General features: G+C 74.2%; 4 protein-coding genes. All 4 read right to left on the bottom strand.

What is annotated here, in order from left to right:
- Positions 1 to 126: 126 nt before the first annotated feature.
- Entirely contained in the window at positions 127 to 3,393 is a 3,267-nt protein-coding gene (gene fabD, locus CP976_RS38420; protein ID WP_150484479.1) for an ACP S-malonyltransferase, read from the bottom strand.
- On the bottom strand, positions 3,390 to 21,512 hold the full coding sequence (locus CP976_RS38415; RefSeq protein WP_150484478.1) for a non-ribosomal peptide synthetase: 18,123 nt from the start codon (positions 21,510 to 21,512) through the stop codon (positions 3,390 to 3,392). The genes fabD and CP976_RS38415 overlap by 4 nt, the downstream gene beginning before the upstream one ends.
- Before the next feature lie 64 nt (positions 21,513 to 21,576).
- Positions 21,577 to 24,222, bottom strand: a complete 2,646-nt coding sequence (locus CP976_RS44400) for a type I polyketide synthase (RefSeq protein WP_150484477.1) — start codon at positions 24,220 to 24,222, stop codon at positions 21,577 to 21,579.
- Positions 24,223 to 24,246: 24 nt separating this feature from the next.
- The gene (locus CP976_RS38405) at positions 24,247 to 25,380 is read right to left on the bottom strand and encodes an adenine nucleotide alpha hydrolase family protein (protein ID WP_150484476.1); all 1,134 of its coding nucleotides are present in this window, start codon (positions 25,378 to 25,380) and stop codon (positions 24,247 to 24,249) included.
- Positions 25,381 to 25,405: the final 25 nt, after the last annotated feature.

The raw sequence follows: 25,405 nt of genomic DNA, 5'->3' as shown, positions 1-25,405 counted from the left end.
GGTCGTCGACGAACTGCTCGAGCGATCGCTCGCACCGGACAGGGCCTGAAGCCGGTACCACCACGTCGATCGGCGGTACCGGCTTCTGGTTCCGTTCCCCTCAAGATCCGGTTTGCCCCAACACGCTCAGCCGAAGCTGCCCAGGCGTGCGCAGAGGTGGGCGGCGGCGCCGTCCATCAAGGTGTCGGCGATCGCCTCCACCGTGCGGGCTCGCCACGGGTGGAGCTCGGTGTCCGCGACCACCTGGTTGAAGGCGCCCATGGCGGGGCCGCAGTGCACCAGGTAGTCCACCCGGGAACGCTGGTCACCGCTCACCGCGAGGCGGAAACCGCGTGTGAAGTAGCCGCGGAACACAGCCGCCAGCTGCTGCTCGGGGGTGCTGCCCACCGCGACGGGCGCGGGGGCCTCGCCGCCCAGGTACCGGTCGAGGACCTGGCTCCTGGTCTCGTCGTCAAGCTGGGCGAGCGAGCCGTGCCGGCGCCACAGCTCGTGCAGCCGGGACGCCCGGGCCGGGAAGAACAGCCCCCGCTTGAGGTAGCGGGCCTGGACGCCGAGGTCGAACAGCTCGCCCCAGGGCGCGGTGTCCACGTCGTACTCGCGGGCCTCCTGAAGGATGTCCTTCACCTCCGCACTGGTGGCCGCCTCCACGGAGCACTGGTTGACCGAGCCGGTCAGGACGAAGTCGGCGCCGAGCAGGAACGCGGCCCCGGCGGCCTCGGGCGTGCCGATGCCGCCCGCGCATCCCACGTGCACCCGGTGGCCGCCCGTCGCGGCCGTGTCGCGCAGCCGCAGCACGGCGGGCAACAGGGTGAGCAGGTCGGCCGTGCTGCTCAGCCAGCCGCCGTCGGCCTCCACGCACAGATCGTCCGCCATCGGCCGGCCGGCCGCCGCGCGGGCCTCCTCCGCGGTGACCTCGCCCGCGTCCAGCAGCTTCGCGACCAGCCGCTCCGGCGGCGGAGCGAGGAACTCGGCGGCCACGTCCGTGCGGGACACCTTGGCGATGATCCGGCCGCCCTTGAGGCGGAACCGGACCAGTGCGGGGGTGATCAGCGGGAAGCCGGAGGCCTCGACCAGGTCGACGCCGTGCCGCAGGAGCAGGTCCACGAGGGCGGACTCCTCCTCCGGGGTTCCGTGCCGGTACAGCAGGTTGACGCCGAAGGAGCCGCCCAGGCCCAGTTCCCCGGCCAGGTCGCGCAGCAGGCCGTCCACCTCGTCGAGGGGCAGGCCGCCGGTCCCCAGGAAGCCGAGCAGCCCCGCCTTGGCCGCCGCGCCCAGCATCTCGCGGCCCGAGATGCCGCCGTACAGGGCGCCCAGCAGGTACGCGCGCCGCAGACCGTACCGCTCCCGGAAGGTGGCGGCTCCGAGCGTGTCACCCGTCGGGGCGACAGGGGCCGCGGGTCGTACGGGGGACGGCAACTGGCCGGAAGGCAGCCGCTCATCGAGTCGTTCCCCCGCTCCTGGCGCGGGCAGCGGCTCCGCGTTCTTCCTGATCTTGGCGACCAGATTGGTCAGGACCCGGCCCGGGCCCAGCTCCACGAACTCGAAGTCGCCGTGGCCCATCAGCCGACGCACCGTGTCGGTCCAGCGCACCGGGGAGGCGATCTGTGCGGTCAGGGTCGCCTTGACGGCGTCGGCGGCGTACGGCTGCGCGTCGACGTTGGCCAGCACCGGGACTTCCGGGGCCCGCAGGGTGAAGCCGTCCAGGAAGCGGGCGAACTCCGCGGCGGTGTCGCGCATGTGGCGGGAGTGGAAGGGCGCGCTGACGTTGAGCCGGACAGCGCGGACACCGGCCGACTCGAAGGCGGCGCGGGCGGCGTCGACGGGGGCGGCCGGACCGGACAGCACGAACTGGTCGGGGGCGTTGTAGTTGGCCAGGTCGAGATCGTCGATGCCGGAGTCGGCGAGCACCCGCAGCACGGTCGCCTCGTCGCAGCCGACCACCGCGGCCATCCCGCCACCGCCGGCCTCCGCCATCAGGGCGCCGCGCCGCTGCACCAGGCGCAGCCCGGTCTCGAAGTCGAAGACGCCGGCGGCGAACAGGGCGGCGTACTCGCCGAGGCTGTGGCCGACCAGGTAGTCGGCCGGCTCGGCGTCCTCGGCGAGCCGGTCGAGGTAGGTCAGGACACTGACGACGTAGAGCGCCGGCTGTGTGTACTCGGTACGGCCCAGGCGTCGCTCCGGATCGTGGACGCACAGTTCCTCGATCGAGTAGCCGAGCACGCGGTCGGCGATCGCGACCTCCCGCGGGTACCTGGCGAACAGCTCCTTGCCCATCCCCCGCTGCTGAGACCCCTGACCTGGGAAACCGTAGACCTTCATGCCGTGTGCCTTCCTTGCCGTCTTCGCTGTCACCGGAGTCGGATGTGGATGTGTGATCGCAGAGGTGGAGGGGGAGGTGGCCGGTGCCGCGAGCGTCCGGGCCTGTTCCATGACCCGTGGGTCGTGGCCGAACGGGCTGAGCAGCGGCAGCGAACGAGAGCGGTCATCCGTCGGGAGGTTGCCGCGGACGAAGTTGTGCAGGGTGCCCGAGGGGCCCAGGTCGAGGTAGAGGAAGTCGCCGCGGGCCCGCATCGCGGCCATGGCCCGCTCGAACTCGATGGGCTTGCGCGCGACCTGCCAGAAGTGGTCGGCACCGGGCCGCTCGACGAGCCGTCCGTCCACGCACGACACCCAGGGGATGCGTGGTGGGGCGAAGGCCACCCCGTCGAAGACGGCCCGGCACTCGGCGAGGACACCGTCCATCAGGCTGGAGTGGTAGGCGTACTCGACCGGCACCCGCTGGTGCAGCACGCCGGCCGCGCGCAGGGCCGCCTCGGCCCGGTCCAGGTCCGCGTCGGTGCCCGCGACCACGATGTGGCCGGGGTAGTTGCGGGCGGCGACCTCGCAGCCGGGCAGCGCGGGGATCCGGTCCCGGCCGTCCGGGCGGGTGATGACCGCGAGCATCCCACCGCGCGGGCCGGCGGGCAGGCTCTCCGCCTGCCGGACGAGCAGCCGCAGGCACGTCTCGGCGTCGACGCTGCCGGAGACGACCGCGGCCGCGTACTCGCCGAGGCTGGAGCCGAGCACGTAGTCCGGCTCGATGCCGACCGCGCGCAGGGTCTCGGCCAGGGCGAGTTCGATCATGACGATCGCCGGGTGGGTGAGCCGTGTGTCGATGAAGGGGTCGTTCTTGCGCCGGGCCGGGTCGAAGATCCGGGCGAGGACCGACTCGCCCAGCAGTCCGGCTGCGACGGCGTCGTACCGCCGCAGGGCCGTGCGGAAGACCTCGTCGGACTCGAAGAGTTCCTCGCCCATGCGGTAGTACTGCGAGCCCTGCCCGGAGAACATGAAGACCACGGGCAGGCGCCCGGCGGGCGTCTCGGTCAGCGGGGGTGTCCCGCCTGCCCCGGTCATCGGTAGGTGTCCCAGAACAGGCCGGCCGCCGCCGACCGGCCAGGTGCGTCGGGCGACTCGGAGGCGGTGCCCCGGATGACGACCGTGCGCTCCGGCAGGGGCTGCGGCAGCGGCGCCCGGGCGGCGCGGTGGTCCGCCGGGGCCGGGGCGAGCAGCAGGTGCGCGTTGGTGCCGCCGTCGGCGAAGCAGTTGAGCGCGGCCCGGTCCGCGCCCCCGGGCCACGGGCGGTGCTCCCTCGGGAAGTACATCGCGGAGGCGTCCAGGTCGAAGTGCGGCAGGGGCTGCTGTCCGGAGCAGAACGGCACCTGCTGCCGGTGGTGCAGCATCAGGACGACCTTGATGAACGCGGCGATGCCCTCCGCGGCCAGCGGATGACCGATGTTCGGCTTCACCGAACCGAGCGCGAGGCGCGTGGAACGGGCCGGGCCGGCGCCGTAGACACCCTCGATCGCCTTCAGTTCGAGCAGGTCGGTGACGGTCGAGCCGGAGGCGTTGGTTTCCACCCAGCCGACGTCCTGCGGCGCGCGGCCGCTGAGCGCCAGTGCCTCGGCCATCACGTCCTTCTGGGCCCGCAGATTGGGGGTGGCGGGTCCGGCGGTGCGTCCGTCGTTGTTGATCGCGATGCCCTCCAGTACGGCGAGCACCCGGTCGCCGTCCGCCTGGGCCTGGGCCAGCGGCTTGAGGACGACGACGCCGACGCCCTCACCGAGCACCAAACCGGCCGCCCGGCCGTCGAACGCGTGGAACTCCGGGCCGGGGTTGAGCAGTCCGCGCTGCCCGAACACCCGGTGCGCCCGGTCGTCGGCAAGCAGGCTCACACCGGCGACGACGGCCGACTCGACGGAACCCGTGCGCAGGGCCTGTACGGCCATGTCCATCGCCACCAGGGCGGAGGAGCAGGCGGTGTCCACCACCAGGCTCGGGCCCTGGAAGTCGAAGAACTGGGAGATGTTGGCCGCGAGGTAGTTCTGGCCGGTGACCACGACCGGGTTCTTGGCCCGCTCCAGGGCCGCCGGGTCGGGGGTGTGGGTGGCCCGGCCGCCGACGTACACGCCGACCCTGCGGCCCTTGAGGTCCGCGGGGCGGTAACCGGCGTGGTGCACGGCCCTGTCGACCTCCTCCAGCAGGAGCAGCGCCTGCGGGTCCATCGCCTTGACGTCCGCCTCGGACAGCAGGAACCGCTCGGGCGCGAACCGCAGCGCCTCCGGCAGCAGCCCGGCGTGGTAACCGAGGGAGCGGCCGAAGCGGGAGTCCGGGATGGGACGCAGCGCCGTACGGCCGTCCCGCAGCAGCTCCCAGTAGGCGTCGGCGGAGTCGGCGTCGGGGAAGCGGCAGGAGAGGCCGACCACGGCTACGGCGCCCGCTCGCGGGTCCGGGCTGTGGGAGGTGGCACCTTGCTGACGGACGGTGGCGGGTGGGGCGGAGGGTGCGTCGAAGGCCCAGACGGATGCCGGGGCTGCGGATTCCGACGGTGTCGGGGCCGCGGACTCCGGCCGTGCCTCAGCCTCCGCCTCCGGAGCCGTGCCGCCGGTCTCCGTGCCGCCGGTCTCCGTGCCGCCGAACTCCGCGAGAAGCGCCGTCCGGTGCTCCTCGCCGAGATACGCCGCGAAGCCGTCCACCGTCGGGTGTTCCAGCAGGGCCGACGGGTCGACCGAGACGTCCAGGCGCTGGGCGACGGTCTGGACGAGCTGGGAGACCATGATCGAGTCCATGCCGTAGTCATGGACCGGGACGTCCACGGCCAGCTTGGCGCGGTCGAAGCGCAGTTCCGCCGCGAGCTGGTCGAGCAGCCAGGACGCGACCGCCTCGACGGCGGCGCGCACCTCCGCGCCCGCGCCGGCCACCGGTCGTGGCGCGCCGGCCGGTGCGGTGGGTGCGGCGGGAGGTGCGGTGGGTGCGGCGGGCGGAGACTCCAGGCGCCGTGCCGTCAGGCGCTCGGCGCTGAACTCGGCGCCGGAGCGCGGCAGTACGGGCATCACGACCCGGGCGCCGCTCTCCAGCGCGCGGTCGAGCAGGGCCAGCCCCTGTGCGTCGGTGAGCGAGGTCAGGCCGGAGGCCTGGTAGGCGGCGCTGCGCGCCTCCCCCATGCCGGTGTCCTTCCAGCTCGGCCACTGCACGCTGATCAGCGGCAGACCGTACGGGCGGGCCTCGGCCATCGCATCCAGGTAGGCGTTGGCCATGGCGTAGTCGCTCTGGCCGACCGCGAGGGCGGGAACGGCGGCGGCGACCGACGAGTACAGCACGAACAGGCCGAGCGGCTCGTCCCGGAAGCACTCCAGCAGGGCGTCCAGGCCGAACACCTTCGGTGCGAGGACACGGGCGACGCCGGTCTGCGGCTTGCGGATGAACGCCGGGTTCTCGAAGTCGGTGAAGCCCGCGCTGTGGATCACTCCGCCGACCGGGCCGAGCCGCAGTCTGACGTCGGCGAGGACCTTGGCGAGGGCCTCCTTCTCGTCCAGCGGCACGGCGATGGCCTCTAGTTCGACGCCCTGGGCGGCCAGTTCGGCGAGCGGGCGCAGCTTGCGGCCCAGCGGGCCGTCCTCGGCGATGTGCGCGGCCCACTCTGCGCGCGGCGGCAGCTCCTCTCGGCCGGTGAGGACCAGCTTGCGCACGCCGTGCCGGGCGACGAAGTGGCGCGCGGTGAGCAGCCCGAGGCCGCGCGTGCCGCCGGTCACCCACAGCACGTGGTCCGCCGGGAAGCCGAGTTCGGCGCGCTGTGCCCGCGGGGCCTCCCCAAGCGTCGCCAGGTGGCGCTCTCCCCCGCGGTAGGCAACCTCGGCGGGTTCGCCGTCGGCGGACAGCTCCTCGGCGACCCAGCGGCACAGCTCCTCGTCGGTCGCGGCGCGGTCGGTCTCGACGTGGCGCGAGCGGACGTGGCGGTACTCGCTCTGCAGCATCCGGTACAGGCCCACCCGGGCCGCTCCGCCGAGGGCGGGCGTGCCGCGCGAGACGAGCAGGGCACGCAGGTCACGGCGGCCGAGGTCGACGAGGTGCTGGAGCCAGCGCAGCCAGGAGGGCAGCGCGGTGTGCGTGGGCGGCAGCGCGGGTCCGGTGCAGCCGGCCAGGTCGACGACGGCGTCGAAGCGGTCCCAGCGGGTGCCGACGTCGGTGAGTTCGGCGTCGATCCGGTCGGCGGTGAGCACCTCGGCGGCCGGCAGCACCGCCGCGAGCCGTGCGGCCAGCGACTCGGTACCGGGTGCGGCGAGTACGGCGGTCAGGGCCGGCGGCGCCGAACGGGGCACGGCCGGGGCGGGGCGCCACTGCCGAGTCAGCAAAAGCCCCTCGGGGTCGCGTCGGGCGCCGGGAGCGCTGTGGCTCGCATCGGACACCTCGTGGTCGGCGCCATGGGCACTCAGGCCGCCACCGAGTGCGTCCCGCCCGGCGCCGAGGGCGGCCAGTTCGGCGTCGGCGGCGGCCAGCCAGACCCGGTCGCCGTCGAAGGGGTAGCCGGGCAGCGCCACCCGGGCGGGCCTGCCGCCGGTGTGCAGGGCAGGCCAGTCGACCTGCTGTCCGCCGGTCCAGGCGGTGGCGTACGCGGCGGGATCGGCGGGGAGCCGCTCGCCCGCGACGGGTCGACGCGGGTCGACCACGCCGGTCCAGCTGCCGGCCGGGGTGCCGCCTGCGGCGAACTCGTCGAGCCGGGCGCACAGTTCGGGCAGGTCATGGAAGAGTACGGCCAGCCGGTGGGCCATCGCCTCCCGGCCCGTCTGCAAGGTCCAGGCGACCTGCACGGGGGTCGCGGCGGTGTCCTCGGCGCGCAGGTGGGCGGCCAGCCGCCGCGCCTGCGCGGCCAGGCGGCCGGCGTCCCGCGCGGAGAGCACCGCCAGCTGGGGACCGGCCGGGGCGGTCCCGGCACCGTCGCCGTCGCCGACGTACTCCTGCAGGATGATGTGGGCGTTCGTGCCGCCCGCGCCGAAGGAGCTCACGCCCGCCGTCCTCGGCCGTACCCTGCCGTCCGCCAGGACGCGGCGGGGCCAGGGCGCCCGCTCGCGCTGGACCTCGAACGGGTTCGCCGTGAAGTCGATGTTCGGATTGAGGCGGTCGGCGTGCAGGGACGGCACCAGCTCGCCGTGCCGCATCTGGAGCAGCACCTTGGTGATCGCGGCGATGCCGGCGGCCGACTCGGCGTGCCCGATGTTGGACTTGACCGAGCCGATGGGCAGCCGCTCGGGCGGCTCCTCGCCGAAGGCCCGCAGCATGCCGGTGATCTCCACCGGGTCGCCGAGCGCGGTGCCTGTGCCGTGCGCCTCCAGGTAGTCGAGGTCGGCGGGAGCGAGCCCGGCCCGCTCCAGCGCCGTGCGTACGAGGTCGCCCTGGGCCTTGGGGTTGGGGACGCTGTAACCGGCGCCCGCGCCGCCGTGGTTGACGGCGGATGCCTTGACCACGGCGAGGATCCGGTCGCCGTCGGCGAGAGCCGCGTCCAAGCGCTTGAGCAGGACGGCGCCCGAGCCCTCGGCGGGCACGTACCCGGTTCCGCCCTCGCCGAAGCTGCGGCAGCGCCCGTCCTCGGCGAGGAAGCCGCGCTGGGCGAGCTGGAGGAACTTCACCGGGTGGCTGGAGATGTTGACCCCGCCGGCCACGGCGACATCGCAGTCGCCGTTGCGGATGGCGAGACACGCCTGGTGGATGGTGACCAGCGACGAGGAGCACATGGTGTCCAGGCCGACGCTGGGACCGGTGAAGTCGAAGAAGTACGACACCCGGTTGGCCACCGAGGCGTACGACGAGGAGGTCGCGAAGCCCTCGCCGCGCAGCGCCTCCTGGACGCCGTACAGCTGGTAGTGGCCGTACATCATGCCGACGAACACGCCGGTGCGGGCGCCGCGCAATTGCTCGCGGGTGTATCCGGCGTCCTCCATCAGATGCCAGACGGTCTCCAGGAACACCCGCTCCTGCGGGTCGGTGTGCTCCGCCTCGATCTGCGACATCCGGAAGAACAGCGGGTCGAAGCGGTCGGCGCCGGGTACGAAACCGCCCCACTTGCCGTAGGTCTTGCCCTTGGCGGACTTGTCCGCCGCGTAGAACAGGCCGTGGTCCCAACGGTCGGCGGGGATCTCCTCCACGCTGTCCCGCCCGGCGCGCAGGTTGCGCCAGAACTCGGTGACGTCGCCGGCCTGGGGGTAGCGTCCCGCGACGCCGATGATGGCGATGGCGGCGGCCTGCGGGTCGGGCGCGACCGGCTCGGACGGCTCGGACGGCTTCATCGGAAGCACGGTCGCCGCGGAGGCGGTGGCGTCCGGGGCGGCGGCCGGGAACGCGCCGGGGTGGGACGCGGCCAGGTGGCCGGCGAGGTCGCGTACGGTCACGTACTCGAAGAGCAGGGTCTTCGACAGCGGGCCGACGTGGTCCTCCAGGCGGCGGACGAGGCTCATGGTGATGAGGGAGTCCACGCCGTACCGGTCGAAGGGTTCGTCGACGGTGATCTCCGCCTCGGGCAGCTTCAGCTCCTCGGCGAGCAGCCGCAGGACCAGTTCCTCGGCGCGCTCGTGCGCTCCGGGTGCGGCGGTGGCGGACTCGTCCCGGGGCGACTCGGCGCCGTCGAGGGCCTGGAGGATGCGGTCGGGGTCGCCGGCGGCCAGGAGCAGGCGCGGTGCGGTGTGGGCGAGGGCGCGGTCCAGGGCCAGCAGGGCGGGGGCGGTGCGCAGCGGGCGCATGCCGAGCACACGCTCCATGTAGGCCTCGGCGTCGGCGTCGACGCGCATCGCGCCGTCGGCCCAGACCGGCCAGGCGGCCGCGAGGGTGCGGCCGTGTCGGGTGCCTTCCCGGCGGCGCCGCTCGCGCTCCTCGGCGAAGTGGTCGAGGAAGGCGTTGGCGAAGGCGTAGTCGCTCTGGCCGGCGTTGCCGAAGGCCGCGGCCGCCGAGGAGAGCGCGACGAAGTAGTCCAGCGGTTCGTCCGCCGTCGCCTCGTCGAGCAGCACGGTGCCGTGCACCTTGGCGGCGAGGACGGCGTCCGCGTCCGCACGCTGCTTGGTGCGTATGAGTCCGTCCCTGAGGGCGCCGGCCGCGTGCACGACGCCGCTCACCGAGCCGTGCGCCCGGCGGGCCTCGGCCACCAGGTCGCGTACGGCGGCCGGGTCGGTGACGTCGGCGAGCACCACCCGGGCGCCGAGGGCGTCGGCGCGGGCCCGGGCCTCGGGGCCGGGGGCCGTGCGGGCGGCGAGCACGATGCCGCCGCCGGTGACACCGGCGGCCTGCCGCGCGGCAGCGATGTGCTCGGCGACGAGCAGGCCCAGGGCGCCGGTGCCGCCGGTGACGATGTGCGCTCCGGCACCGGTGAACGCCGTGCCCGGCACGGCCGGGAGGCTCACGTGCCGCCAGGCGCGGCGGGCCCGGCCCTCCGCGTCCGTGCGCGTCTCGGGGCCGCCGTCCGTGCCGAGTTCGGCGGCGACGGCCTCGCCGAGCGGGCGGCCCGGGTCGAGGGCCAGGACGCCGAGGGCGACCGACGGTTGCTCCAGGCGCACGGTGCGGGCGAAGGCGGCCATCGCCGGCTGGGCGGGCGACGGGGCGGGCTCGGGGTGGACGTACAGGTAGCGCAGCGCGTCGCGGCGCTCGCGCTGCCAGGCCTGCAGGAAGGCCAGGGCCGCGTGGAAGCCGTGCTCCACGGAGTTCCGGGCGGTGCGGTCGCGTCCGGCCAGGTGGACGACGTGGACGGGTCCGGCTCCGGCGGCGCGCACGGCGGCCTCGGCGTCGAAGCCACTGCCGAGCGGGATACGGCGGACGTCTGCGCCCGCCGCCGTGAGGGCGACGGTCACCTCGGTGGCGTCCGTGGCATCGGCGGCGTCGCCGGAGGCGGGGTCGAGCAACAGGACCCGTGCGGCGGCGGGGAGTTGGCCGTGCGGAGCCGGCGCGGCCTCCCAGACGGGCTCGAAGGCGTGGACGACGTCGACGGCGGGCACGGCCTGTGTGCCGGGCGCGGATGCGGTTTCCGTCCCTCGCGTGGCGTCCGCCGGGCGCAGCGCCCTCAGCGTGAAGGACTCCAGAGTGGCGGCCACCTGCCCGTTCTCGTCGAGCAGGGCGACGTCGAAGGCGAGGGAGCCCGCCGGGGCGGGACGCCGGGCCGGGGTGGCGTACGCGTAACCCCGCTCGGGCAGAGGGGCGTGCAGTCGCACCGAGCCCAGGGAGAACGGCAGGTACGGTGCCGGGCCCGCCGGGTCCCCGGCGCCGGGGACGAGCCGGCCCGCGGTCTGCAGGGCGGCGTCCAGCAGCGAGGGGTGGAAGGTGTACGCACCGGCGTCCGCGCGCTGCGGCTCCGGCAGGCGCAGCGTCGCCAGCGCCTCCCCCGGGCCCTCGGCGATCTCCTCGATCACCCGGAAGGCGGGACCGTAGGCGAAGCCGAGCCGGACGAAACCGTCGTAGCAGTCGGCCCCCGCCTGGACGCGGGTGCAGCGGGCGCGTATGTCCGCCGGGGCGAGGGGGGCGGGCCGGGGACCGGGGTCGTCGAACCGCAGGGTGCCGCCGGCGTGCACCGGCGCGTCCTCGGCGGTGCCGCGCACTTCGAAGGCGGCGCGGGAGCGGTCGCCGGTGACGCGCACCAGCAGCGGGTGCCCGCTGTGGCCGGAGGCGACCCGGACCGGCGCCGCCCACACCAGGTCGTCGACGCCGCGCACCGGGACTCCCCCAGCGGCGAGTTCGCCTGACAGGCGGCCCATCTCCAGATAGGCCACGCCGGGCAGCACCAGGTCGCCGCCGACGACGTGGTCGCGCAGGAAGAACTCCTCGCCCGTCAGCGTCTTGGCGAACCGTTGCTCGCCGAAGGTGGAGACGTTGGCGTCCAGGAGGGTGGGGTGCAGACGGGGGCCGGGCTCTGCGGGGCGCTCGCCGGGGGCGACCCAGTGCCGGGGGCCGGCGAACGGGTAGGCGGGCAGGTGGACGCGGCGCCGGGCGGCGCCCTCGTGCAGGGTCCGCCAGTCGACGTCGGCGCCGTGCATCCAGGCGGCGGCCAGGGCGTGGGGATCGCGCAGGTCCGGAGCGACGGAGTCGCCCGTCTGAAGGGCCGTCACCTGGGCGGTGCGTACGGCGCTGGGGCGCCCGGCCAGGTACGCGGTGAGCTCGGCGCGCAGGGCCGCGGTGCCGTCGGCGACGAGGGCGAGCCGGTGCGGCATCGGCTCCCGGCCCGTCTGCAGGGTGTAGGCGAGGTCCTCGGCCGGGACGTCCTGGCGCCCGAGGTGGTCGGCGAGCCGGGCGGCCGAGCGCCGGAGCGCGTCGCCGTCGCGGGCCGAGAGCACGAAGACCTGCTGGGCCGCGGGCTCATCGCGGGTGTCCGGCATGGGGGGTTCCTCCAACACGATGTGCGCGCCCGCCCCGCCGAAGCCGAAGGAGCTGACGCCGCCACGGCGGGGCAGTTCGGCTCCGTGCGCGTCCCGGGGACGCGGCCAGGGCCGGGCGGTGGCGGCGACCTCGAAGGGGCCGCCGTCGAGTTCCAGATAGGGGTTCTGCTCGCGGAAGTGCAGGCTGGCCGGGATGGTGCCGTGCCGCATCGACAGGACCACCTTGAAGAGTCCGGCGATACCGGCGGCGGCCTCCAGGTGGCCGATGTTCGTCTTGACCGAGCCGATCGCGCACGGAGCGGACCCGCTGGGCGCGCCCTGGCCCGCCCGCAGCCGGCGGAAGGCGGTGCTCAGGCCGGTGGTCTCGATCGGGTCGCCCAGGGCGGTGCCGGTGCCGTGCGCCTCGATGTAGCCGACGGTGTCCGGGTGGACGCCGGCGGCCTGGTAGGCCTCGACCAGCAGGTCGGCCTGGGCCTCGGGGTCGGGGGCGGTGAGCGAGGTGGTCCGGCCGCCGTGGTTGAGCGCGGCGGCCTTGATCACGGCGTGTACGGCGTCGCCGTCGCGCTCGGCCCGCTGGTGCGGCTTGAGCAGGACGACGCCCGCACCCTCACCGCGCACATAGCCGTCGGCGCGGCTGTCGAAGGCCTTGCAGCGGCCGTCGGGACTGAGCATCTCGCCCTGGCTGAGCGCCTCGTAGACACCCGGGGCCAGGATGAGGCTGACGCCACCCGCGATGGCCAGGTCGCAGGTGCCGTCGCGCAGGGCGGCGCAGGCCTGGTGGACGGCGGTGAGGGAGCCGGAGCAGGCGGTGTCGACGGCGATGCTGGGACCGCGCAGGTCGAGCAGGTACGACACCCGGTTCGGGACGATCGACAGGGCGGCGCCGGTGAGGGTGTGGCCCTCGGTCGCGCGTCCGGCGGCCCGCTGCACCTCGTGGTAGTCGGAGTTGGTGACGGCGATGAACACGCCGACCCGCTTCCCGGCCAGCTCGGAGGGGCGGTAGCCGGCGTCTTCGACGGCCTGCCAGACGGTTTCGAGCAGCAACCGCTGCTGCGGATCCATCAGTTCGGCCTCTCGGGGTGAGATGCCGAAGAACGCGGCGTCGAACCGGTCCACGTCCGGGGCGAAGCCGCCCCAGCGGGAACGGGAGCGCGGGTGGTCGCGCCAGTCCCAGCGGTCGGCGGGGATCTCGCCGACCAGGTCGTCGCCGGCGGCGAGGTGGTCCCAGAACTCCCTGAGGTCCATGGAGCCGGGCAGGCGCCCGGCCATACCGATGACGGCGACCTCACGGCCGGCGGGGGCCACCGGGGTCTCGGACCCGGCAGGGGTGCCAGAAGTCCCGGACCCGGCACGGACCGCCGGAACCTCGGGCCCGGCCGGAGCGGCCTGTTCGGTGGCGGGGGCCTGCTGGTCCGTCCCGAAGTGGGCCGTCAACGCGGCCGCGTGATGCTCCCACAGGTGCTCGGCGAGCGCGTGCAGGGTGCCCCGGCGGTAGAAGAGGGTCGGGTACTCGGTGATGCCGTACGCCGTGCGCAGCTCGCTGCTGAGCGCGGTGAAGCTCACGGAGTTCATGCCGGTCTCGCCGAGCGGCGTGTGCGCGCCGATCTCCCCGGGGGGCAGGTCCACCAGGGCGGCGACCATGCGGGCCAGCTCGGTGACGAGGGCCTCCGTACGGCCGCCGGTGGCTCCTGCCGTGGCGCCGGTACGGGCCGCGGACCGGGACCCGGCGCCGAAGCGGGCGCGCAGGTCGGCCAGGGGCAGAGCGGCCAGCGTGGTGCGGTCGGTCTTCCCGTTCAGGGTGCGTGGGAAGCCGGTCACCCGGACCAGGGCGTCGGGCACCATGTGGTCCGGCAGCCAGGCCGACAGCCGCTCGCGGTCCGGCTCGGCCGCGCCGTCCTGCAGGACGTAGCAGCCGAGCAGGGTGTGCGACCCCGCTGCCTGTCCACGGGCCACGACGACGGCCTCCCGGACGCCGTCGAGCCGGCGCAGTGTCGCCTCGATCTCCTCCAGCTCGACCCGGTGGCCACGCACCTTGACCTGGGAGTCGAGCCGGCCGAGGTACTCGATCGTGCCGTCGGCGAGCCGTCGTACGAGGTCGCCCGTGCGGTACATGCGGGCCTCGGCGCGCGCCGCGAACGGGTCGGGCAGGAAGCGCTCGGCGGTCAGTTCGGGGCGGCCGAGGTAGCCGTCGGCCACGCCGTCGCCGCCGATGTACAGCTCCCCGGCGACGGCGGTGGGGACGGGCCTGCGCGCGCTGTCGAGGACGTGGAGCGCGGTGTTGGCGATCGGGGCGCCCAGGGTGACGCGGCTGCCCGGGGTGAGACGGCTCGCCGCCGACCAGATGGTGGTCTCGGTGGGGCCGTAGAGGTTCCACACCTGCCCGTTGCCCGCGAGGAGCGCCTCGGCCAGGTCGGCGGGCAGCGCCTCACCGCCGCACAGCACCTTCAGCGCCGGGTCGCCCTGCCAGCCGGCGGCCAGCAGCATGCTCCAGGTGGCCGGGGTGGCCTGCATGACGGTGGGGCGGGCCCGTTCGAGGGCCTCGCGCAGCCGCAGCCCGTCGCGGGCGTCCTCGGCGGCGAGAACCTCCACCGTGCCACCGGTGACCAGCGGCAGGTACAGCTCCAGGCCGGAGATGTCGAAGCAGACGGTGGTGAGGGCCAGCAGGGTGTCGCCGGGCCCGAAGCCGGGCTCGCGGGCCATCGACCACAGGAAGTTGGTCAGCGCGCGGTGCGGCACCCGGACGCCCTTGGGGCGGCCGGTGGAACCGGAGGTGTAGATGACGTACGCGGCGTCGGACGGGCCGGCCTGGCCGGGCGAGGGCAGGGCCGGCGGCTGCTCGGAGGTGTCGACGACCAGCCGCGGCACGGCCGCGAGGCCGACGCCGGAGGCGGAGTGGGTGAGCAGCAGGTGCAGCCCGGCGTCCTCGGCCATGTAGGCGAGCCGGTCCCGCGGGTAGGCGGGGTCGAGCGGTACGTAGGCGGCGCCGGAGGCCTGGACGGCGAGGAGCGCCACCGGCAGGTCCTGATCGCGTGGGAGCAGCACCCCGACGGTCCGGCCACGGCCCGCGCCGGCGGCGGTGAGCCGGGCGGCGAGGGCGTCCACGCGCTCCACGAGTGCGCGGTACGTGAGTTCGGTGCCGGAGTGGCGGACCGCGACCGCGTCGGGCCGGGCGTCGGCCTGCCGTCGTACCAGTTCCCAGACCAGGGTGTCGGCCGGGTAGTCGGCGGGGGCGGAGGGGGTGAGCCGGGCCCGCTCGTCCTCGGTGAGCAGCTCCAGGTCGGCCACCGGGGTGCCGGGCCCTTCGACGGCGGCGGCGAGGAGGGTGGTGAAGTGGGCGCCGAGGCGGGCCACGGTCTCCTCGTCGAAGAGGCCGGGGTCGTACTTGAGCGTGTAGCGGCAGCCCTGTTCCTGCTCGACGACCTCCAGGGTCAGGTCGAACTCGCCCTCTTGGTGCACGCCGTCGACCGGGCCGAGCACCACGGCGTCGCCGGACGCGTCGCGGCGGGCGGTGCGGGTCCAGTTCTGGAAGTAGAAGGCGACGTTGAAGGGGGCGCCGGCCTCAATGTCCGCGCGGCGGAGGTCGTCGGCCAGGGTGATCAGCGGGTACGTGCTGTGTTCCAGGGCCTTCAGCACGGTGCGGTGGACGCGGCGGACCAGGCCGCGGAACTCTTCGGCGCCGTCGATGCGTTCGGCCAGCACCACCATGTTCATGAAGTAGCCGAGCGTGTCGTCGAAGCCGCTCGCCGGGCGTCCGGCCGTCGGCGTGCCCACGGCGATGTCGGCCTGGTCGCTGTAGCGGTGCAGCAGCGTGAACCAGGCGGCGAGAACGACCCCGAACAGGGACGTCTGCTCGGCGCCGGCGAGCGCGCGGGCCCGGTCGACGACCGCGGCGGGAATGTGCCCGTCCAGGCTCGCTCCCTGGAAGCCGGGCACGGGCGGGCGGGGCCGGTCCAGCGGCAGCGGCACGGTGGTCCTGCGTCCGCGCAGCCGTTCGGTCCAGTAGGCGCGCAGCCGCCCGCCCTCGGCACCGGCGAGCAGCTCGCGCTGCCAGGCGGTGAAGTCGGCGTAGCTGCGGGCGGGGCGCTCGGCGGGGAGGGCGCAGCCCGCGAGGAGCGCGCGATAGCCGGCTTCCAGCTCGCGCAGGAGCAGGGCGATGGAGACACCGTCGAAGACCAGGTGGTGGAAGGTCAGCAGCAGCGCGTTGCGGCCGTCCCCCAGGGTGTAGAGGGTGGCGCGGACGAGGGGGCCGGCGGCGAGCTCGAAGGGACGGCGCAGGTCGGCGCGCATCCGGTCACGCAGCTCGGCGTCGCTCGTGGCGGTCAGGAAGACCTGCTGGAAGGGGAGTTCGGGCTCGGTCGCGATCCGGGCGTACGGCCCCTCGTCGCCGGCGTGGACGGTGGCCCGCAGCTCGGCGTGCCGGTCGACCAGGTGCTGCAGGACGGTCCGCAGGGCGAGCACGTCGAGGCCGCGGTCGAGCCAGAGGGCGAGGGGCAGGTTGTAGGCGTAGGTACCGGGCGCGATCTGTTCGATCACCCAGAGGGCGCGCTGCCCCTCGGACAGGGGGTGGCGGCTCTCCTCGCCGTCGGTGCGCGGGCGCAGGACGCGGGCGGCGGCCTCGGTGGCCGGGGAGACAGCAGCGGAGACGGCCGATGCGCCGGCCGGTGCAGGTGCGGTGGGCACCGGGGCGGGTGTCCCGGGCGCTTCGGGCAGGGCGGGCCCGGCCGCCACCCCGGCGAGCCAGTTGGCGGCCAGGTGGGCGGTCAGCTCACGCAGGGTCGGCTGTTCGAAGAAGTCGCCCAGCGGTACGGCGACACCGAACTCCTCGTCCACGGCGGCGACGATCTTCATGCCGCTGAGTGAGTCGAAGCCGTAGTCGGCCAGCGGCCGGCCCGGGTCGATGCGCTCGTCCAGCTTGAGAACCCGCTCGACGAGGTCGCGCAGGCGCTCGGTGAGGGCGACGGTGGAAGTGGTCGCGTCCGAGGGGACGGGGGTGGACGCGGGGGCGGTGGCCGGGCCTGCCGTGGGCGCGCTCAGCAGGACTCCGTCGCTCTCCGCCACCAGGACGGTCTGGCCCAGCGCCGGTTCGCCGGCGCCCATCGCGTGGACCGGGGCGTATCCCTCCTCGTGCAGGAGCCGGGTCCAGCCCTCCGGGGAGGCGAGCGGGGAGTCGGGCATGCGCAGGTGGCCGTCCTCGAAGGCCCACCAGCCCTCCAGGACACCGCCGCCGATGGTCAGCAGCGGCCGTACGGAGGTCAGTTCGTTGAGGACCAGCCAGCCGCCGGGCCTCAGCAGCGCCTTGGCCTTGCGCAGGGTGGCCCGCAGGTCGCTGGTGGCGTGCACGACGTTGGTGGCGACGACGAGGTCGGCGCAGGCCGGCTCGAATCCCTGTTCCACCAGGCCGCGTTCGAGGTTGAGCACCTGGAAGCGGGCGAAGTCGTAGTCTTCGGCGAAGCGTTCCCGGCCGTGCTCCAGGAAGCGCGGCGAGATGTCGGTGAAGGTGTACCCGACGCGTCCGGGGTACGCGGCCAGCGCGGGCAGCACCCGTTCGCTGGTGGCGCCGGTGCCGGCGCCCAGTTCCACGACCTCGACCGTGCGGCCCTCCGGCAGCTGCGGCAGGCGCACGTCCAGGAAGTGGCGGACGGTGTCGCGGACCAGGAGGTTGAAGGAGTCGGTGAGCGGGTTGCCCTTGTAGAAGTTCTGCACCAGCTTCATCGAGGAGCCGGGGAACATGATCTCGGTGGCGCCCACCTCGCCGCGCAGGATGCGCGGGTACGCCTGGAGGAACAGGCGATTGAGGGTGACCGTCGGCTCGATGTCCGGGTAGGCCGCCGCGATCCGGTCGAACTCCGCCTCCCAGCGGCCCGAGTGCTCGTCCGCGTCGACGGCATCGACCGCCGGGGTGGTGCTGACCAGGTCGCCGTCGCGGGTCAGGAACCCGGCGTCGGCCAGGATGTTGAGCAGTGCTTCGTGCAGCCTCCGGAAGCGGTCGAGGATGCCGAGGCGGCCGCGCAACTCCTCGGCACCGTGCCGTTCGCCGGAGCGCCGGAGGGCTCCCATGCGCTGGTAGACGCCGAGCAGCATGGGTGCGGAGACGGCCTCCAGCTCCTCGTATCCGGTCAGGACGCGGCGGGCGGCCGGGGCGGCGGTACCGGTGCCGAGGTGTCCGGCCGCGGCGGCCAGGGCGGACGGGTGGCCGCCGCCGAGGACCTCTCCGTCCAGGGCCGGGTCGTGCCCCATGGCCTCCAGGGCCCGGCGCCCGGCGCGGATCGGCATGACCTGGGGCAGCCCGCTGCCGAGGATGCGGTGCACGGCGGCGATGCCCGCGGCGGGGCTGAAGCCCTGGATGCCGAGCCCCGCGAAGATGCCGGCGAGTCCGGGCCGGGCGCCGGAGCCGACCATGCCCCAGTAGCCCTGGTTGACGACGGTCACCGGATACGGCAGCCGGTCGCGCAGGAACAGCGCGTAGGCGTCCTCGGTGGCGGAGGCGCAGATGTAGGCGCCGTTGCCGGCGAAGCTGCCGAAGGAACCGGCGGAGGAGAAGTAGACCAGGAAGTCGAGGTGCTGGCCGTCGACGGCGGCGGCGAGCGCGGCGGCGCCCTCGGTCTTGACGCGGGTCGCGGCGGTGAAGGTCTCCTCGTCCAGGTCGGCGAGGGCATGGTTGTCGAACACCATCGCGGCGTGCACGACCCCGTGCAGGGCACCGAAGCGGCGGTGCGCCTCGGCGACGGCGGCGGTGAGGTCGGCGGTGGCGCAGGCGTCGCCGCGGAGGTGGGCGACGTCGCCGCCGAGGGCGCGGATCTCCTCGGCGGCGGCGCGCTGTCCGGGGCCGAGGTCGCCGCGGCTGAACCACACCAGCCGGGCCCGGTGGCGCTCGGCGAGGTGGCGGCTGAATTCCTGGGCGATGCCGCCGGTGCCGCCGATGAGCAGGTAGACGCCCTCCTCCCGGAAGACGGGGCCGGGCGGGGACAAGGTGACGCGGCCGAGGCGGCGGACGTAGCGGGCCCCGCCGCGCAGGGCGACGGTGCGGCCGCCGGCGTCGGCGGGCGCGGCCAGGATCGCGTCGGCCAGGGCGGCGGTCGCGTCCTCGCCCGTGAGATCGGCCGAGGCGAAGTCGACGGCGCCAACCCGGAGTTCGGGGCGCTCCTTGGCCACGACCTGGAGAAGGCCGTGCATGCCCGCGGCGAAGGGATTGGCGGCTGCGGTGCCCGCGACCGGGTGGACGTCGCTGGTGACCACGACGACGCGCGCGGCAGTGGTCGAGCGGACCAGGTGGAACAGGGAGAGGGAGCCGGTGCGCAGCTGCTCGGCGGCCCGGTCGGCGCCCAGGCCCTCGGCGATGCCGGTGCCGACGCCGCCGAGGTGGAGCACCAGGTCCGCGCCGTCGGCCCGCTCCAGCCAGGCGGACGGGGGGAGTTCGTCGATGCGGACCGGCTCTACGCGGCTCTCGGGGATGCGGGCCGAGATCGCCTCGGCGAGCCAGGCCGAGGCCTCGGTCACCAGGGCGACGACGCGGCCCACGCTCGGGGCGGGCCCGGCAGCGGGTGCGTCCTCGCGTACCCACAAGGGCCGGTAGAAGTCCGGGAGTTGCTCTGCGGAGGCGTCCCCGGATCCGGCCGGCGGTGCCGGGGCGATGCGGGCCGGGGGCTCGGGGATCCAGTAACGCTTGCGGGCGAAGGGGTACGCCGGCAGCTCGATCCGGCGGGCCGCGGCGGGGGTGACACGGGACCAGTCGACGTCGGCGCCGGCCAGCCAGTGCTCGGCCACCGCCGCCAGGTCCCGCCGGGTCAGGGCCGTCTCCAGGGCCTCGGCCTCGGTGCCGGCGAGGACGAGCCGTGCCCGGGTCGCCCGGCCGGTGCCGATCCGGGCGTCGGCCGTGCCCTCGGCGTACGCCTCCAGCAGCGCGGCCGCCTCGGCCACGGAGCCGGTGGCCAGGGCCAGCCGGAACTCGTGGGGGGTACGGCCGGACTGGAGCGTGTGGGCGACGTCGGCGAGTCGGAAGGGGTCTTCGGCAGGGCGGGTGGCTCTCTGAACACCGGCGCCGGCCTGTGCGACGGCCGCGCCCGGCGCATCCGGGGCTCCCGAGGCGTTGCCGGCCGACCCGTCGGCGCCTGCGGTCCCCGCGATCGCCTGCGCCATCGCGCCCAGCGTCCGTGCCGTGGTCACCGCCGCGGGCAGGGTGCCGTCCAGCTCCGCCGTCAGCGACGCCTCGAAGCGGGCCCGTTCGGGGAGGCCGAAGCCGCAGTCGGCGAGGTCGGTGCCGAGATCGAGGTCCTCGGGGGCCACGCCGACGGTTTCGGCGGCCAGGCGCAGGCACAGCCGCTGGGCGTCGCCCAGGGCGTCCCCGCCGGCGCCCGCCGGATCCGCACCCGTGGCGCCGCGCAGGAACGCGGCCAGGTCGGCGGCGTACGCGCGCAGCCGGTCCTCGCTCTTGGCGGACAGGACGAGGAGCTGGTCGGTGTCCGGCGCGACGGGCTCGGCCGGTGGTGTGCGGTACTCCTCCACGACCAGGCAGGCGTTGGCGCCGCCCCCGCCGAAGGAGCTGACGACCGCGCGCAGCGGCAGGTCGCCGTCGTCCTCCGAGGGCACCCAGGGCTGGAGGGTCTGCTGCACCTCGAAGGGTGTGGTGGTGAAGTCGATGCCGGGGTTGCGCCGGGCGGAGTTCAGCGAGGGCGCCAGCGTGCGGTGGCGCATCTGGAACAGCACCTTGGTCAGGCCCGCGACACCGGCCGCCGACTCCAGGTGGCCGATGTTGGACTTCACCGAGCCGACTGCGACCGCCGGCCGCCCGGCCCGTTCCGCCGCGTCGATGCGCCCTCCGAAGGCCTCCACGAGCCCGGCGATCTCGATGGGGTCGCCGAGCGGCGTGCCCGTGCCGTGGGTCTCCACGTAGCCGACGGTGGCCGGGTCGGCCTGGGCGCGGTGCAGGGCGGCGCGGATCACCTCGGCCTGCGCGGCCGCGCTCGGCACGGTGTAACCGCCGGTCTTGCCGCCCGCGTTGATGGCGGAGCCGCGGATCACGCCGAGGATGCGGTCGCCGTCGGCGATCGCGTCTTCCAGGGGTCGCAGCAGTACGGCGCCCACGCCCTCGCCGTCGACGAACCCGTCGGCGTCCGCACCGAAGCTCCTGAGCCGGTCACCGCGCGAGATCATCCCGCGGTCGGCCAGCATGCGCAGGTGCATGGGGTGCAGGATCAGGTTGACGCCGCCGGCGATCGCGGTGTGGCACTCCCCCGACCTGATGCTCTCGCAGGCCAGGTGGATCGCGGTGAGCGAGGCCGAGCAGGCCGTGTCGACGGCGAGGCTCGGGCCGGTGAAGTCGAAGGTGTACGAGACCCGGTTGGCGATCGACCAGTGGTTGGAGTGCGCGTCGGTGCGCACGCCGAGGGCCGTGGCCTCGCCACCCATCCACTCGTAGTTGTTGTTCATGACGCCGGCGAAGACGCCGACCGGGCCCCGGGCGGCCAGCTCTGCGGCCGGGTGGCCGGCGTCGTCCAGGACGGCTGCGGCGGTCTGCAGGAACAGCCGCTCCTGCGGGTCCATCGCCTCGGCGTCGGCCGGCGATATCTGGAAGAAGAGCGGGTCGAACTTGTCGACGTCGTCGATGAATCCGGCCCACTTGCTGTAGCTGCCGCGCACCCCCGCCGGGTCGTGGTGGGCGTCGGCGTCCCAGCGGTCGGCGGGCACCTCACGGATGCAGTGCCGGCCCGCGGCCAGGTTGTCCCACAGCTCGGCGGGCGTCTCGGCCAGCGGGTAGCGGCCGGCGACGCCCACGATCGCCACGCCGTCGCTCGCCGGGGCCGGGGCGGAGGCCCGGGCCAGCAGGCTCAGCAGCAGCTTTCGCTTGTCGTCCACAGTTGCTCTCTCTCACAGGTCTTCGGTCGGCCACCGTGGGCCGGGGCGTCGCCGCAGGGAGGGGTCAGGCCTGGCCGGTGTGCCGGGCGGCCGCGCGCTGGGCTCGCCGGGAGGTGCGCGGCGCCGGGGCGGTGCCGTCGCCGCCCGGGGGCGTGCCGGGGGCGAGGCCCATCAGCTCGGCGAGGTTGTCCACGAAGGACCGGATGGTGGGGAACTCGACGAAGGAGGCGGCGGGGACCTCGAAGCCCAGTTCCTCGCCGAGCTTGGCGACGACCTCGATGAGCACCAGGGAGTCCAGGCCGAGGTCGAAGAGGTTGGTGTCGGGGACGGCGAGGTGCCGGCCGCCGAGGACCTTGCCGATCGCCTCGGTGAGGTAGTCGCGGATCAGTTCGACGTTGTGCTGCGGGTCGGCGGGGTCGAAGCGGGCGATCAGCCGGTCCCCGGCCGGTGCCGCCTCGGTCCGGGCGCCGTGGCCACCGGGCTCCACCCAGTGCCGCCGCCGTTCGAAGCGATGGGTGGGCAGGGGCACCCGGTGGATGTCCCTGCCGGTGTGCACGGCCGCGAAGTCGAGGTCGGCGCCGAGCACCCACTGGTCGGCGGCGAGGGTGAGCAGGTGGGTGAGGCCGCCGGGTCCGCCGTCCGGTGGGGTGAGGCGGACCGCGTGCCGGCCGGTGCCGTCGAGCAGCGCGTCCAGGGATGCCGTCGCGTCGGCCGGGCCGGTCCAGACGGCGGGGTCGCGGCCCTCGTCCTCGGTCATCCAGCGGCCGGTGCGCGGTGATACGACGGGCAGCCGGGGCGGGACGACGCGGTGGGGAGCCGTGCCGCGGGCCAGGGCGAGGGCGTCGGTGAGCGGGAGGGCCTCGGCGAGCGCGGCGGCCGTGGCGAGGCCGGTGCCGGTGGCGGCGAGGCCGGCCGGTGCGACGCCCCAGGCGGTGAGGACGGTGGCGAGGGCGTACTCGTGGCAGCAGGCGGCGACCGCGCCGTCCTCGGCGAGGAGGGCCTCGGCCTCGCCAGGGCGCCCCAGGGCGGCGGCGCAGGCGTCGGCGGCGTCCCGGTAGGCGGGCACCGACGCGTACAGCTCGGCCGCGTCGGCCGGGTCGGTGCCGTTGCCGGTCAGGACGAGGACGGGGGCGCTCGGCTCGCGACCGGTCACGCCACGGCGGATGCGCTCCTCGTCGCCGAGGGCGAGCGCCATGGCCGCGGAGCGGGTGCTGCCGGCGACCAGGGCCAGCCGGTGGGTGTGGGCGCGGCGGCCGAGGCCGAGGGTCTGGGCGACGGCGGCCGGGTCGAGGCCGGGGTGGGCCCGCAGATGGCGGGCCAGGGCGGCGGCGGCCTGTCCGAGGGCGTCCTCGGAACGGGCGGAGAGGACCAGCAACTCGGGCCGGTTCTCGTGCGGGGCCTGATCGCGGGCCGGGCCCTCCTGCAGGATCACATGTGCGTTCGTACCGCCGATGCCGAAGGAGCTGACACCGGCGCGCAGCGGGCCCGTCTCGCTCTGCCACTCGGTCTTCTCGGTGTTGACGAAGAACGGGCCGGCGGCGAAGTCGATGTCCGGGTTGGGCTCGGTGAAGTGCAGGCTGGGCACCAGGGTGCGGTGCTCCAGCATCAGCGCGGTCTTGATCAGGCCCGCCATGCCGGCGGCCGTGTCCAGGTGCCCGATATTGGTCTTCACCGAGCCGAGCGCGCAGTACCCGGTGCGGTCGGTGCCGTCGCGGAAGGCCTCGGTGAGCGCGGCGACCTCGATGGGATCGCCGAGCGGAGTGCCGGTGCCGTGGGCCTCGACGTAGCCGATGGTCTGCGGGTCGACGTCGGCGACGTCCTGGGCGTCGGCGATGACGGCGGCCTGCCCGGAGATGCTGGGCGCGGTGTAACCGGTCTTGGCGGAGCCGTCGTTGTTGATGGCGGAGCCCTTGATGACGGCGTGGATCCAGTCGCCGTCGGCGAGGGCCTCCTTCAGTCGCTTGAGGACGACCGCTCCGGCGCCGCTGCCGATCACGGTGCCGCGGGCGTCGGCGTCGAAGGCGCGGCAGTGGCCGTCGGGCGAGAAGATCATGCCTTCCTGGTACTGGTAGCCCTGGCCCGGCGGGTTGAGGTGGACCGCGCCGACCAGGGCCATGTCGCACTCGCCGCCGAGCAGGGCGAGGCAGGCGGTGTGCACGGCGACCAGCGAGGTGGAGCAGGCGGTGTTGACGCTGATGCTGGGGCCGGTCAGGTTGAGCTTGTACGACACCCGGGTGGCGAGGAAGTCCTTGTCGTTGGCGAGCATCAGCCGGTAGTGGTCGACGGAGGAAGCGGCCCGGTAGCGCTCGCCCAGGTTGTGCAGCAGGTAGGTGTTCATGCCGGCGCCGGCGTAGACGCCGATGGGGGCGTCGGTGCGCTCGGGGTCGTAGCCGGCCCGTTCCAGGGCCTCCAGGGCGCACTCCAGGAAGACCCGGTGCTGCGGGTCGAGGATCTCTGCCTCGTCATGGGTGAACTGGAACAGCTCGGAGTCGAACAGGTCGGTGCCGGGGATGGTCTGGGCGGCCTTCACATAGCGCGGGTCGGCCAGCCGGGCGGCGGGCACGCCGGCGGCGAGGAGTTCCTCGTCGGTGTACCGGGTCAGGGTCTCGCGGCCTTCGCTGAGGACGTCCCAGAAGCGGTCGACGGAGTCGGCGCCCGGGAAGCGGCAGGCCATGCCGATGATGGCGACGTCGGAGTCGGAAAGCGTCATGGTGCTGGTTCTCCTGCTCGGGTGTCAGCTCAGCCGTATGCCGAGGTCGGCGGCGACGGATCGCATGTCGAGGAAGCTGCGGGCGACGAAGCGGGCGGCGTCCTCCGACGCGTCCATGCGCTGGAAGAGGTCGACGAGGCTGCGCTCGTGCTCGTCGCGGTCGCCCTCCCCGGCCGCGATCTCCTTGACGACCGTGCCGAGCCGGTCCTCCACGTCGGCGAGGTCGAGCGAGCGCGGGAACTTGATGCTGAAGGTGTTGCGGTCGTAGGAGGCGTTGCGCTTGACGGACCGTACGTGGCTGGCCGCGTTGAGCTTGTAGAACATGCAGTCGAAGTTCGAGAACGAGTAGTAGTTCAGCAGCGGGAAGAGCGTGCAGTGGGTCTCCAGCGGCGAGGACTGGTACAGGCCCTTGGCGCGCAGTTCCTCGACGATGCGGTCGGGGTCGTACTCGTGCCGCATGGCGATGAACGGAAAGACGATCTTCGGCAGGTTCTCGTCGTCGTCGAAGAGGAGCTCCTCCAGCTGCCCGCCGAAGAGCGTGTCGGTGAGCCGCTCACCGAACGTCTTGTAGAAGCCCCGCACGATCTCCCGGACGTTGGACTCCATGGTGAGGATCTGCTGCGGGTCGGCGCACAGCGCGATGTAGGGGATCTTCTGCCGGTAGGCCATGAGGATCGCGCGCAGCACGAAGAAGGTGCGGCAGGAGACGCAGGGCAGCTTCTCGTCGAGGTACTTGCCGGGCTTCTTCGGCGCGGGCCGGTTGAACACCTCGCGCATCATCAGCTTGATGTTGTCGTCGTCGGCGTCGAGGACGAACGTCGCCGGGATCTTCTCCCTGGCCAGCGCGATGTTCTTGGCGGCGTGCACACTCTCGAAGGGCACGTCGAAAGTGAAGGCCAGCACCCGCTTGCCGTACTCGTTGACGAACTTGTCCAGCATGTACGTGCTGTCCTTGCCGCCGCTGTACATGAACAGGCAGTCGTACTCGCCGGTGGCGGGCGGCGCCTGCTGGAACTCGGTGAACACCTCGCTGGTGTAGCGGTAGTTGACGAGCAGGTCCTCGGCGAAGTCCAGGTTGCACAGGTTGCACACCCCCTGGTCGTCGAGCACCACCCCCGGATGGCTGGCCTTGAGCGAGCAGACCTGGCAGCTGGACACGGAACCCCCTGGCGATACGGACGGA

The sequence above is a fragment of the Streptomyces coeruleorubidus genome (genome assembly GCF_008705135.1).
Lineage (GTDB): Bacteria > Actinomycetota > Actinomycetes > Streptomycetales > Streptomycetaceae > Streptomyces > Streptomyces coeruleofuscus.
Note: the sequence above shows the minus strand (reverse complement) of the source record. Positions and strands in the feature narration are given on the sequence as shown.

Excerpts from the sequence above, each read along its gene's own strand:
- fabD (WP_150484479.1), bottom strand. The coding sequence starts at position 3,393 with ATGACCGGGGCAGGCGGGACACCCCCGCTGACCGAGACGCCCGCCGGG.
- CP976_RS44400 (WP_150484477.1), bottom strand. The coding sequence starts at position 24,222 with ATGACGCTTTCCGACTCCGACGTCGCCATCATCGGCATGGCCTGCCGC.